The organism is Microbacterium sp. ACRRU, from assembly GCF_022346945.1.
In the GTDB taxonomy this organism is placed as follows: Bacteria; Actinomycetota; Actinomycetes; order Actinomycetales; family Microbacteriaceae; genus Microbacterium; species Microbacterium mcarthurae.
Window position 1 is genome coordinate 32,587 of record NZ_JAKRNI010000001.1, and the last position, 12,525, is coordinate 45,111.

Here is a 12,525-nt window from a genome sequence, read left to right on the forward strand (position 1 = left end):
CCGGGCCGGGCCGGGGATCGTGTTGTGAGGGAGCACGCTCGCTCCGTGAGGCACGACCGAAAGAGGACCCCATGATCCGCGCGACCGCCGTCCCCCGTCCCCTCCGTCTCGGCACCGCCCTCGTGGGCGTCGCCGGCATCGCGGCCCTGGCCGGATGCTCGGGCGGGACCGTCGATGCCGCAGACCCGGCCACGTCGGCTCCGGCCGCCTCGGCGGCGCCGAGCGCGGAGGCCGGCACGGGGGGTTCGACCGCGTCCGGCACCTTCGCGGACGGCACGTACGAGGCCACCGGCCAGTACGCCACCCCCGAGAGCGTGGAGACCGTGGACGTGACGCTCACGATCGCGGACGACACTGTCACGGACGTGACCGTCACCGGCGACCCGCAGGCGGCCGAGTCTCGGCGCTACCAGGCGGAGTTCATCGGGGGGATCAAGGACGAGGTGGTCGGGAAGAAGCTCGATGAGATCTCGGTGAGCAAGGTCGCGGGTTCCTCCCTCACCAGCGGCGGATTCATGAAGGCTCTCGAGACGATCACGTCCGAGGCGCGGGCCTGAGTCCATGACCGCGGCGACCGCGACTGGTTCCGTCTGGACCTTCGACGCCATCGGTACCGCGTGGGCGATCGAGACGACGCACCCGCTGTCTCCGGTCGTCCGGGCGGAGGTCTCCGCCGTCGTGGACGGGTTCGACCGGGCCTGGTCGCGGTTCCGCGACGACTCGGCGGTCTCGGCGCTGGCCACGGGGCGGTCGGCATCCGTCGATGCCCCCGAAGACACGGATGCCATGCTGGCGCTGTACGACGAGCTCGACGTCGCGACGCGCGGCGCCGTCAACCCGCTCGTCGGCGATGCGCTCGCACGCCTCGGCTACGACGCGCGGCTGACTCTGGCCCCGGTCGGATCGCCGGAGTCCGCGCCGCCCTGGCGCGAGGTCATGACGTGGGGGAGTGGCATCCTGTCGCTCTCCCTCCCCGCGACGATAGACGTCGGCGCGCTGGGGAAGGGGCGCCTCGTCGACCGTGTGTTGGAGTCGCTCCTGTCGCGCGTGAAGGGCGACGTGGTCGTCGACGGCTCGGGCGATCTCGCCGTTCGAGGCGCGCCCGTGCGCGTCGGGTTGGAGCACCCCTACGATCCGACCCGCGCGATCGGTGTGGTCGAGGTGCGGGATGCCGCGCTGTGCGCGTCGGCGATCACCCGCCGCGCGTGGGGTCAGGGGCTGCACCATGTGCTCGATGCCCGGACGGGGGCGCCGGTGGACGCGTTCGCGGCCACGTGGGCGATCGCCGACACCGCGATGCGGGCGGATGCACTCGCCACGGCGCTGTTCTTCGACGGCGGCCCGGAGCTCGCGGCCGCCTGGGGCGCCTCGTGGGTGCGCATGCGCACCGATGGCCGCGTGGAGTGGTCGCCCGGATTCGAGGGGGAGATCTTCTGATGAGTGCGACGTTGACGGCGGGTTCGACTCGTGTGCGCGGCATGCTCGGCCGTGTCTCGATGTACCGACTCGTGCTGGCCTCGCTCGGTCTTCTCTCGCTCATCGCCGTGGTCCTGGCGTTCGCCGGGCTGGTCGTGCCCGATCCGCTCGAGATCGTCGTGAGCGCGGTGGTCCTGAGCGCCGCGTGCGTCGCGGCCGACCTCGTCGCGCAGAGCGTTCTGCGGATGCCGCGACGCCTGGAGTCCTCGCTCATCACCGCGGCGATCCTCCTGTTCGTGCTCCGCCCCACGGTCGAGCCGCTGGGCGTGGCCGGGCTCGTGCTCGCCGGTGCCGTGGCATCCCTGTCGAAATACCTGCTCGCGTGGCGCGGCCGGCACATCCTCAACCCGGCCGCGACGGGTGCGACCGTGTTGACGATCGTGAGCGTGTGGGCACCCGAGCTCGGGGGGTCGTCCTGGTGGGTGGGGTCACCATGGCTGGCGGGCCCGGTCCTCGTCCTGGGGCTGCTGCTCCTCGCGCGCACGGATCGCCTCGCCGTCGTCGCGGTGTTCTGGGTGGTTGCGGTGGTCGTGGCGTTCATCCGGACGACCGTGCAGTTCCAGGCGGCGGGCTTCCCCGTCGATGTCGCGGCGGTGCTGCTGCAGGTGACGTTCTCGTCACCGTTCCTGTTCCTCGGGGCGTTCATGCTGTCCGAGCCGCTCACCCTGCCACCGCGCCGGCGTCAGCAGTTCGTCGTCGCCGCGATCGTCGGTGTCCTCGCCGGCTGGCCGATCGCCGTCGGCGCCATCACGCTCGGTCAGGAGCGTGCGCTGCTGATCGGCAATCTGGTGGCGTTCCTGTTCTGCCTCCGAGCCGCCGTGCGACTGCGGCTGGAGGGTCGACGCGATCTGACCCCGACGGTGCGGGAGCTGACGTTCCAGGCGGCGCGGTCGTTCTCGTTCGCGCCGGGGCAGTACTTGGAGCTCGACGTTCCCCACCGGCGACCCGACGGACGCGGCACGCGGCGAGAGTTCTCGATCGCATCGGCCCCCGAGGATCTGCCGACGGTGCGCATCGCCTTCAAGGACGGATCGCAGTCGTCGTACAAGCGTGCCCTCGCCGAGGTTCCGCTGGGCGGCACCCTCGCCGTGACCGGAGTGTGGGGCGACTTCGTCCTCCCCGCCCGTCCGACGGCGCCCGTCCTCCTCGTCGCCGCGGGCATCGGCGTGACGCCGTTCGTCGCGCAGCTGCGGCACCTGGCGGCCACGGGACAGCGCCGCGACATCGTGCTCGTCTACGTCGTCTCGGACTCGGGCGAGCTGGCCTTCCGCGACGACATCGCCGCCAGCGGCATCCCGGTCGTGGTGTTCTGCCCCGACGAGCCGCGCGACCTGCCCGCCGGCTGGACGTGGGCCGGCCCCGAGCGTGTGGATGCCGAGAGCCTCGTGCGCGCGGTCCCCGACATCGCGCAGCGCGCGGCGTACGTGTCGGGTCCGCCGCGTCTCATCGCGGCGCTGGCACCGGGCCTCGCCCGCGCGAAGTCGCTCACGACCGACGCGTTCGCCGGGTACTGAGACGGCACGCGCGGTGACCGGGGAGCCCGGGTTCGGCCGGGCCCCGCGGTTCGCGTGAGGATTCAGACCGGATCGACCGGCTTCGCGGGCAGCCGCACCTCGAAGGTCGTGTCGCCCGGGGTGCTGCGCACCGTGATCGTCCCGTGGTGGGCTTCGACGATCGCCCTCGCGATCGACAGGCCCAGGCCCGTGCCCCCGGTCTTGCGGTCGCGGGAGCGGTCGGCGCGCGCGAACCTCTCGAAGAGCTGAGGGGCGACGGCCGGGTCGATCCCCGGGCCGTCATCGTGCACGCGCAGGACCGCGTCGTCGCCTTCGCGCGCGACCGAGACCGTGACCTCGGTTCCGGCCGGCGTGTGGGTGCGGGCGTTGGCGAGCAGGTTGGCGACGACCTGATTGAGCCGTGAGGCGTCGCCGGCGAGCTCGACCGGCTCGTCGCCGACCTCGATCGACCAGGCATGATCCGGTCCGGCCGGGCGTGCGTCCCCGACCGCCTCGACGGCCAGCCGCGTCAGGTCGACGGTCCCGTAGACGAGCTCCTGCCCTTCATCGAGACGCGCGAGGAGCAGCAGGTCCTCGACGAGCGTGGTCATGCGCAACGATTGCGCCTGAATGCGTTCGAGCGATTGCTCGGTGGTTTCCACGGCCATGGCGGTGCGCTGGCGGGTCTCGTCGTCCTGGGCCTGGCGCATCGCGCGCAGCGAGAGCTCGGAGAAGCCCCGGATGGATGCCAGCGGCGTGCGCAGCTCGTGACTGGCATCCGCCACGAACCGGCGCATCAGCTCCTCGTTGCGCTGTCGAGCGGCGAGCGAGGCGTCGACCTTGTCGAGGAGCGTGTTCAGCGCGGCGCCGACCTGTCCGATCTCGGTGTGCTCGTCGACCTGCTCCGCCGGGACCCGTTCGTCGATGGAGACGTCTCCCTGGTCCATGCGGATGGATGCCACGCGCGTCGCCGTTTCGGCGACGGAACGCAGGGGGCGCAGGCCCACGCGGATGACGAGCGCGATGATCACGGCGAGGAGGAGCAGGCCACCGGCGGTGACGAGGGCCACCGTGGTCAGGATCGCTCCGATGGTCGCCGTCACCTGGCTGAGGGGCAGCCCGAGGACCACGACCGTGCCGGCCTGGTTGCCGGTGATGCCGATGCGGTAGTCGCCGAGGCGCGGGAGATCGACGGTGTCGGAGCCGATCTCGGAGAGACCCGTCGCCACCGCATCGCGGATCTCGTCGACCTGCGCCTCGTCGAGTGCGCTCACCGACCGACCGTCGACATAGGCGCCGGTGTCACCGGTGAGCGGGGTGCGCAGGACGAGGACCGTGCCGTCGGGAAACGGTCCGGCCGCGAGGACGTCGATGGCCGAGCTCGTCGGTCCGACTTGAACATTGGCCAGGGCAGCCGAGACCTGCGCATTGAGGTTGGTCTGCAGCACGCCGGTGATGATCGCGCTCGTCGAGACGGCGATCATCACGAGGATGAAGGTGACCATGCCGATGACGGCGGTCATCAGTCGCGCCTGCAGCGTCCACCGGTGGCGCGCGAGGGGGCGGGTCACTGAGGTGCTTTGATCATGTAGCCGACGCCGCGGACGGTGTGGATGAGCGGCTCGTTGCCGGCGTCGATCTTCTTGCGCAGGTACGAGATGTACAGCTCGACGACGCTGGAGCGCCCCCCGAAGTCGTAGTTCCAGACGCGGTCGAGGATCTGCGCTTTCGACACGACGCGTCGCTGGTTGCGCATGAGGAAGCGCAGGAGCTCGAACTCCGTGGCCGTCAGATCGATCTCGGTCCCCGCACGCACCACCTCGTGGCTGTCCTCGTTCAGAGACAGGTCGCCCACGCGCAGGATCGGCTCGGAATCCCTTGTCGACGCGGTCCCCGCGCGGCGCATGAGGCCGCGCAGGCGCGCCACGACCTCTTCGAGGCTGAAGGGCTTCGTCACGTAGTCGTCACCGCCCGCCGTGAGTCCGGCGACCCGGTCGGCGACGGCATCCTTCGCGGTGAGGAACAGCACCGGGACGTCGTTGCCGGAGTGACGCAGCCGCTGCAGCACCGCCATGCCGTCGAGGTCGGGCATCATGATGTCGAGCACCATGGCATCCGGTTCGAAGTCCCGGGCGGCGGCGAGAGCGTCGAAACCGGAGCCCGCGGTGCGGACGTCCCACCCCTCCATGCGCAGAGCCATCGACAGCAGGTCGGTGAGCATCTGCTCGTCGTCCACGACGAGGACGCGGAGGGCACTGCCGTCCGGACGGGTGAAGGCGGGAGCGCTGGCGGTCGTGGTCATGGCACCCATTGTGCGGTGAAATCTATGAGCTTTCTATGGCGCGCGCTATGCGCTCGCTGTGAAGTCGACGGGCCCGCGCGACGGCCATCGCCGCGACGACCCCGACGGCCGCGCCGATGGTGTTGGCGAGGAGGTCCCGGGCATCCGCCACCCGGCTCGGAAGCAGTGCCCATTGCGACAGCTCGATCACGACGCTGAGCGCGAGGCCGCCGAGGACGCCCAGCCACGGCCGGCCGCCCCACGCCAGGACGAGGAGTCCGAAGGGCGCGAACAGCGCGATGTTGGCGCTGAACTCGACGAGCTCGAACGTCACCCACGCCGTCGGTGGCCACGCCTCCAACGCACGGAGAAGGCTCGCCAGGACGCTCGCCGTCTCCGGGCCGTACGGTGCGGGGCGCAGGGTGATCCACCAGAGCCCGAACGCATACGACGCCGAAGCGGCGACGAGCAGGGCCCGCCGCCGCTTCGTGATGGTGCGCCTCAGTGGGTGTCCTCGGCCTCGATCTCGGTGCGGTCGCCGGACCAGAGGGTGTGGAACGTGCCCTCCTTGTCGATGCGGCGGTACGTGTGCGCACCGAAGAAGTCGCGCTGGCCCTGGATGAGAGCCGCCGGGAGGCGGTCGGCGCGCAGGCCGTCGTAGTACGCCAGCGACGAGCTGAACGCGGGAGCGGGGATGCCGCTCGCCGCCGACAGCGCGACGATGTGGCGCCACGCGTCCTGGGCGCGACCGAGAGCCTCGACGAAGTAGGGCGCGGTCAGGAGGACCGGCAGGTTCGCCTCGGCGTCGTACGCCTCGGCGATGCGGTTGAGGAACTGCGCGCGGATGATGCAGCCACCGCGCCAGATCTTCGACACCGCACCGAGGTCGATGTTCCAGTCGTACTGGGCCGCACCGGCGCGGATCTCGTCGAAGCCCTGGCTGTAGGCCACGATCTTCGAGGCGTACAGCGCCAACCGCACCTGCTCGATGAACGCATCGGCATCCTCTCCCGAGAGCAGGTCGGTGCCGGAGGGGCCGGGGAGATCACGCGACACCTCGCGCTGCTCGGGGTGGCTGGACAGGGAGCGGGCGAAGGTGGCCTCGGCGATGCCCGAGACCGGCACGCCCAGATCGAGCGCGGTCTGCACCGTCCATGCGCCCGTACCCTTCGCCCCGGCCTGGTCGAGGATGACATCCACGAGCGGCTTGCCGGTCTCGGCATCCGTCTGGCGCAGGACCTCGGCGGTGATCTCGATCAGGTAGGACTCCAGTTCGCCGCGGTTCCACTCGGCGAAGACGTCGGCGATCTCGGCCGGGGACTTGCCCGTGGCGCGACGGATGAGGTCGTAGGCCTCGGCGATGAGCTGCATGTCGGCGTACTCGATGCCGTTGTGCACCATCTTCACGAAGTGGCCGGCGCCATCGTGGCCGACGTGGGTCACGCACGCCTCGCCCTCGGCGACGGCGGCGATGGAGGTGAGGATCGGGCCGAGAGTGGTCCACGATTCGTCGGAGCCGCCGGGCATGAGCGACGGCCCGAGCAGCGCGCCCTCCTCACCGCCGGAGACGCCCATTCCCACATAGTTGATGCCGGTCTCGCGGACGGCCTTCTCGCGACGGATGGTGTCGGTGAACAGGGCGTTGCCGCCGTCGACGATGATGTCGCCCGGCTCGAAGACCTTCACGAGCTCGTCGATGACGAAGTCCGTCGCGCGACCGGCCTTGACCATGATGATCGCGGTGCGCGGCTTCGACAGGGAGGCAGCGAAGTCCGCGTACGAGAACGACGGCACGAACTCGGCCTCGGGGTGGGCGGAGACGAGGTGCTCGGTCTTGTCCTGGCTGCGGTTGAAGATCGCCACGGTGTTGCCTTCGCGGCTCGCGAGGTTGCGCGCGAGGTTCGACCCCATGACGGCCAGACCGACCACGCCGATGTTCGCCGTGCCCTCCCCGCGACCCTCGGGGCGCGAATCCGCTTCCGCGGTCGGGCGGGCGACGTCCTCGGGGCCCGGTGCGCCCTCGTGCACCTGCGCGGCCTCGTGCGGTGCCTGGTCCTGGTCGGTCGAAGGTCCGGTCGGGGAGGGGGTCGACGTCATTCGTTGCTCCGTTTTCACGCGCGAGAGAAGAGGGCGGACGGGAGTCGCGCACCCCCGCCACTGTATCGGCTCGGTTCGCCGCGGATCAGGCCTCGGCCTGCAGGTGCAGACGCGTGAGGATGGCGTCCACCTGTTCCTGCGGCGTCATGTCCAGGTCGATGTGGATGGCCCGCTCGTCGGCATCCGGCACCTGCAGGGTGTCGAACTGCGAGGTGAGGAGGGCCGGCGGCATGAAGTGCCCCTGGCGGCGCAGCAGACGCTCGAGCACGAGGGCGGGGTCGCCCATCAGGAGCACGAACGTCACGTCGTCACGGCGCAGCACGTCACGGTAGCTGCGCTTCAGGGCCGAGCAGGTGATGACGCCGGGGCGGCCCGCGGCGATCTGGCCGTCGATCCAGGCGGCGACCCGATCGAGCCATGGCCACCGGTCGTCGTCGTTGAGCGCGTGACCGGCCGCCATCTTCGCGACGTTGGCGGCGGGGTGCAGGTCGTCACCTTCCTGCAGGTCCCAGCCGAGACGCCCGGCGAGGAGGGCGGCGACGGTGGACTTGCCGGTGCCGGCGGGGCCCATGAAGACCAGGACGGGGGTGGTGCTGTCCAAGGAACTCTCTCTTCGTCGAGGTGCGGTGGATGCCGCACGGGGCGATCAGATGCTGCGGCGGACCTCGGTGAGTACCGCGGCGACGTAGCGGCGGGTGTGCTCTTCCGCGGCGTCGGGATCGGCGCGTCCGATGGCCGCGGCGGTCTCGATGTGATTGTGGAGGGCCTCGGGGTTGGGAACCCCGGGAGTGAGCCCGTGCAGCGAGCGGCCTTCTATCGCCGCCGCGATGGGGGCCCGAGCCGCAGCGAGCATGAGGTTCCCGCTCGAAACGAGGATGAGGTCGTGGAAGGCGATGTCCGCCTCCAGGTACTCGGGGGAGTCGCCGCGCCCCTCGGCGCCCAGACGCGCGAGCTCGTCCGCGAGACGAAGGATCTCCCGCCGCTGCACGTCGGTGGAACGCTGCGCGCTCAGCCGCGCCGCGATGGGTTCGATCCCCGCGCGCAGCTCCGTGGTGTTGACGATCAGCTGATCGCGACGACGGCCGGCGAGTTGCCAGCCGATGAGGCGCGTGTCCAGTGCGCTCCACGCACTCGGCGGTCGCACGGTGACCCCGACGCGGCGGCGCTGTTCGACCAGACCCATGGCCTCCAGAACCCGCACGGACTCTCGCACCACGGTCCGGGAGACGCCGTACTCGGCTTCGAGGCCGCCGAGGGTCAGGACCGTGCCCGGCGCGAGGTCACCGTCCGCGATCCGGGCGCCGATCGCGTCCGTCACGGAGCCATGCGAGGCTCGGGCCATAACCCCTCCTTAGGTACGACCATATCTTGCCAAAAATATGATCATTGTGTGAAGATCGTGCGGCGCCCCCGGCGGAAGCTGCGCGACGCGCTTGCGTGCGGCGTTGCCTGACCATCCTGAATCGACGGAGATCTTCTTGGACGACTGGACCCAAACACTCGGCACAGCCCCGCTGCTGGCCATCGCGGCGGGAGCGATCGCGCTCATTCTCGTCCTCATCATCTGGCTGAAGGTGCACGCCTTCCTCGCCCTCATCATCGTGTCGCTCGTGACGGCGTTCGTCGCCGGCATCCCGGTCTCGGCGATCGTGACCACGCTGACCGGCGGCTTCGGGGGAACCCTCGGCACCGTGGCGCTCTTGGTGGCTCTCGGGGCCATGCTCGGGCGGCTGATCGAGCATTCCGGCGGGGCGCGAGCGCTCGCGGAGATGTTCGTGCGCATCTTCGGCGAGAAACGCGCGCCGTTCGCACTCGGAATCACCTCGCTCGTCCTGGGCTTCCCGATGTTCTTCGACGCCGGCCTGGTCATGATGCTGCCGATCATCTTCGCCATCGCGCGGCGCGTCTCGCGCACGAACGTGCTGCTGTTCGGTCTCCCCGCGGCGGCCGCCTTCTCGGTCATGCACGTCTTCCTGCCGCCGCACCCCGGACCGGTGAGCGCGAGTGAGCTGTACGGAGCGAATCTCGGAATCGTCCTGCTGGTGGGCCTCATCATCGCTTTCCCCGTCTGGTACGTCTCGGGCTACCTGTGGGGGAAGTTCGTCGCTCAGCGCATTCAGCTGCCGGTCCCCGCGCTCTTCGGCGAGATGGACGACGACCAGCCGGTCAATCCGCCCAAGCCGGGCACCGTCATCGCGGTTCTGCTGCTGCCGATGTTCCTCATCTTCCTGAACACGGGCCTGTCGACCCTCGCCAGCGCGGGTGCGGTCTCCACCGACGACACCTGGGTGCAGGTGCTCATCCTGCTGGGCAACTCGGCCGTGGCGCTGCTCATCACGGTCATCGTGGCCACGATCGTCTTCGGTTTCCGCCGCGGCGAGAAGGGCACCGCGATCGAGAAGGTCGTGGACTCCTCGCTCGGGCCGGTGGCATCCGTCATCCTCATCACCGGCGCCGGCGGAATGTTCGGTGCCGTGCTGCGCGCCTCGGGGATCGGCGACGCGCTCGCCGACAGCCTCGGTGATCTCGGTCTGCCGGTCATCGTGGCGGCCTACATCATCGCCGTCGTGCTCCGTCTGGCACAGGGCTCGGCGACCGTCGCGCTCGTCACCGCCGCGGGTCTGGCCGCCCCCGCCGTCATGGCCGGGGACTTCTCGCCCCTGCAGATCGCGGCCATCACGCTCGCCACCGCCGCGGGTTCGGTGTTCGCGGGGCACGTCAACGACTCCGGGTTCTGGCTCGTCGGCCGCCTCATGGGCATGGATGTCAAGACGACGCTGAAGACCTGGACCGTTCAGCAGGCGATCGAGTCGGTTCTCGGCTTCCTCGCGGCGCTGATCGTGTTCGGCATCGGCGCCGTCATCTGACCGGAGGACTCGTGAGCCGCTCGGACCGGAACGTCGTCGTCGACGACGGCATGACCGCCCTCGTCTGAGGAGAGCACCAAGCATGGACGCGCTGTTCATCGACGCCGCCCTCGAGGCGGAGGTTCGCGAGATCGCCGTTCCCGAGCCCGCGGAGGACGAAGTCCGTATCCGCGTCGAGTACGTGGGGATCTGCGGCTCCGACCTGCACTACTACTTCCACGGGGCGAACGGCGCATTCGTCGTGCGCGAGCCGCTCATTCCCGGCCACGAGCTCGCGGGGCGGATCGATCACGATCCGACGGGACAGTGGGCGGCCGGTACCCCGGTCACGGTGCACCCGGCGCGATTCGGCCGCCCCCGGCCCGGTCTCGAAGGTGCCCCGCACCTGTGGCCGGGCGGGTCGTACCTGGGCAGCGCCTCCACGTGGCCCCACACGCAGGGGGCGGCGGCGGAGTATCTCGTCGTCGACCGGGGCATGATCCGTGTTCTCCCCGAGGGCGTCACGGCTCGCCGGGCCGCGCTCGCCGAACCGCTCGCGGTCGCCCTCCACGCGCTCGGCGTGGCCGGGCCCGTCGCCGGCGCCCGGGTGCTGGTGACCGGATCGGGCCCGATCGGACTCATGGCTGTCGCTGCCGCGGTAGCCGCGGGAGCCGAGGTCACCGCCACCGACGTGCTGCCCGGACCGCTGGCCCGGGCCCGTGTCCTGGGTGCTTCGCACACCGTGGACGTACGGACCGAGGAACTGGACGCGGGGGTGTTCGACGTGGTGCTGGAGTGCTCCGGTGCGCCCCAGTCCATCTCGGCGGCGCTGCGGGCCGTGCGGGCGGCGGGCGTCGTGGTGCAGGTCGGGATGCTGCCCGATGCGGAGCGTCCCGTGAACCTCGCGCCGTTCATCGCGAAAGAGGTCCGCTACCTCGGGAGCTTCCGCTTCGCGGACGAGATCGATGCCGCGATTCGACTCCTCGCCGAGCACCCCGTCATCGAGGCCGCGATCACGCACGAGTATCCGCTCGCGGAAGCGGCCGCCGCCTTCGCCACGGCTCGGGACTCCGACGCCTCCGGGAAGGTGCTGCTCGTGCTGTGAGTGCTCCGCTTCGTCGACGTGCGAACGGCGCCGTGCCCCTGGGCCCGGCGCCGTTCGCGATGTCTGCGGGGAGCGGTCAGTGCTTGTTGTAGCCGGAGTGACGTCCCATCGAGAACAGGGCGCCGACCACGCCGACCCCGCCCACGAGCGTGATCGCGCCGACGACCCAGAGCAAGACGTGAGAGAAGAAGTCGCTGTCCATGGTGTTCCTCCGGTCCGTGGGGCTTCGCTCGATTCTATCGGGGCCCGCGGAGGCGTCCTGAGGGCGGGTCGAACGCGGGACGGGTCGCTGGTAGACTTTCGGGGAACTTCGGCGAGGGATGCATCGCCGTGCGCCTGGCGGGTGTGCGTGGCATCCGTAATCGACGCGGTGATGCAGGCTCCCGGCTTTCCTCACGCGCTCGCGTTCGAGTCGAATCCAGACCACATACGCGCGGACTCCGTCCGCTCCCAAGCTGCGGGACCCGTGCCCGCGAGGAGAACATCATGTCGGAAGACAACAAGGTCGTCGCCGAGGTGCGCGAGAACTTCGGCAAGGGCTTCGCCCGCCGTCTGCGCGCCGCCGGCAAGATCCCCGCCGTCATCTACGGGCACGGCACCGAGCCGCAGCACGTCGCGCTGCCGGGCCACCAGGTGTCGCTGCTGATCCGCCGCGCCAACGCGCTGCTCGACCTCGACATCAACGGCAAGAGCCAGCTGACGCTCGTCAAGGACGTCCAGAAGGACCCGGTGCGCCAGATCGTCGAGCACATCGACCTGCTCGTCGTCCGCAAGGGCGAGAAGGTCGCCGTCGACGTTCCCGTCGTCGTCGTCGGTGAGCCCTTCTCGGGCACCGTCGCCATGCTCGACACGGCCACGGTGTCGCTCGAGGTCGAGGCCACGCACATCCCCCAGACCATCGAGGTCGACGTCGAGGGCGCCGAAGACGGCACGCAGATCACCGCGGCCGACCTGGTGCTGCCCGCGGGTGCCGCACTGGTGACCGAGCCCGAGACCCTCATCGTGGGCGTTTCGGTTCCGCTGGACACCCTTGCCGCCGAGGAAGAGATCGCCGAGGCCGACGCCGAGGTGGCCGAGGAGCAGTCCGAGGAGTCCGAGGCGGCTTCTGAGGCTGACCAGAACTGAGGCTCGCGGACCGCAGGAGCGGTCCGGTAACGACGAGGGGGCGTGCATACGCCCCCTCGTTCGTCGTATCAGGGTCCGCGGACGGATCCGGAAGGATGGATG

Annotated in this window: 13 protein-coding genes; 6 read left to right on the plus strand and 7 right to left on the minus strand. The window is 70.3% G+C overall.

The genetic code is table 11. The features are described from left to right. Positions 1-71: 71 nt before the first annotated feature. From MHY30_RS00140 to MHY30_RS00150, 3 genes are read left to right on the plus strand one after another with little or no spacing between them, the layout of a single operon-like run. Positions 72-557 carry a hypothetical protein gene (locus MHY30_RS00140; protein ID WP_239272810.1) on the plus strand — a complete coding sequence of 162 codons (486 nt, stop codon included), beginning with the start codon at positions 72-74 and terminating at the stop codon, positions 555-557. A 4-nt stretch (positions 558-561) separates the two neighbouring features. After that, on the plus strand, positions 562-1,437 hold the full coding sequence (locus tag MHY30_RS00145) for an FAD:protein FMN transferase (protein WP_239272811.1): 876 nt from the start codon (positions 562-564) through the stop codon (positions 1,435-1,437). Then, a complete protein-coding gene (locus MHY30_RS00150) occupies positions 1,437-2,990 on the plus strand; it encodes an FAD-dependent oxidoreductase (protein ID WP_239272812.1) in 1,554 nt (517 codons plus the stop codon). The genes MHY30_RS00145 and MHY30_RS00150 overlap by 1 nt, the downstream gene beginning before the upstream one ends. 62 nt (positions 2,991-3,052) lie before the next feature. On the opposite strand, the gene MHY30_RS00155 is transcribed toward MHY30_RS00150, so the two are convergent. The 6 genes from MHY30_RS00155 to MHY30_RS00180 form a co-directional block, all read right to left on the minus strand. Then, positions 3,053-4,492: a cell wall metabolism sensor histidine kinase WalK gene (locus MHY30_RS00155; protein WP_239272813.1), complete on the minus strand. Its 1,440-nt coding sequence runs from the start codon at positions 4,490-4,492 to the stop codon at positions 3,053-3,055. 44 nt (positions 4,493-4,536) lie between these two features. Next, a complete protein-coding gene (locus MHY30_RS00160) occupies positions 4,537-5,271 on the minus strand; it encodes a response regulator transcription factor (RefSeq protein ID WP_239272814.1) in 735 nt (244 codons plus the stop codon). Positions 5,272-5,293: 22 nt separating this feature from the next. Then, a complete protein-coding gene (locus MHY30_RS00165; RefSeq protein WP_239274749.1) occupies positions 5,294-5,797 on the minus strand; it encodes a VanZ family protein in 504 nt (167 codons plus the stop codon). Continuing rightward, positions 5,752-7,347: an NADP-dependent phosphogluconate dehydrogenase gene (gene gndA, locus MHY30_RS00170; RefSeq protein WP_239272815.1), complete on the minus strand. Its 1,596-nt coding sequence runs from the start codon at positions 7,345-7,347 to the stop codon at positions 5,752-5,754. The genes MHY30_RS00165 and gndA overlap by 46 nt, the downstream gene beginning before the upstream one ends. 85 nt (positions 7,348-7,432) lie before the next feature. Beyond that, positions 7,433-7,948, minus strand: coding sequence for a gluconokinase (locus MHY30_RS00175; RefSeq protein WP_239272816.1), 516 nt, complete (start codon positions 7,946-7,948; stop codon positions 7,433-7,435). 45 nt (positions 7,949-7,993) lie between these two features. Continuing rightward, entirely contained in the window at positions 7,994-8,665 is a 672-nt protein-coding gene (locus tag MHY30_RS00180) for a FadR/GntR family transcriptional regulator (protein ID WP_239272817.1), read from the minus strand. Positions 8,666-8,825: 160 nt separating this feature from the next. Here MHY30_RS00180 and MHY30_RS00185 point away from each other — a divergent pair, with 160 nt between their 5' ends. Further along, positions 8,826-10,214 carry a GntP family permease gene (locus MHY30_RS00185; RefSeq protein WP_239272818.1) on the plus strand — a complete coding sequence of 463 codons (1,389 nt, stop codon included), beginning with the start codon at positions 8,826-8,828 and terminating at the stop codon, positions 10,212-10,214. An 82-nt stretch (positions 10,215-10,296) separates the two neighbouring features. Further along, positions 10,297-11,298, plus strand: a complete 1,002-nt coding sequence (locus MHY30_RS00190; protein WP_239272819.1) for a zinc-binding dehydrogenase — start codon at positions 10,297-10,299, stop codon at positions 11,296-11,298. A gap of 76 nt (positions 11,299-11,374) precedes the next feature. Here the strand turns inward: MHY30_RS00190 and MHY30_RS15020 are convergent, their stop codons facing one another. Then, entirely contained in the window at positions 11,375-11,500 is a 126-nt protein-coding gene (locus MHY30_RS15020) for a hypothetical protein (RefSeq protein WP_275437739.1), read from the minus strand. Positions 11,501-11,784: 284 nt separating this feature from the next. Between MHY30_RS15020 and MHY30_RS00195 the strand changes: the two genes are divergently transcribed. Next, positions 11,785-12,423 (plus strand): 50S ribosomal protein L25/general stress protein Ctc, encoded by a 639-nt coding sequence (locus MHY30_RS00195; RefSeq protein WP_239272820.1) that lies wholly within the window; start codon positions 11,785-11,787, stop codon positions 12,421-12,423. The last annotated feature ends 102 nt before the right edge of the window (positions 12,424-12,525 follow it).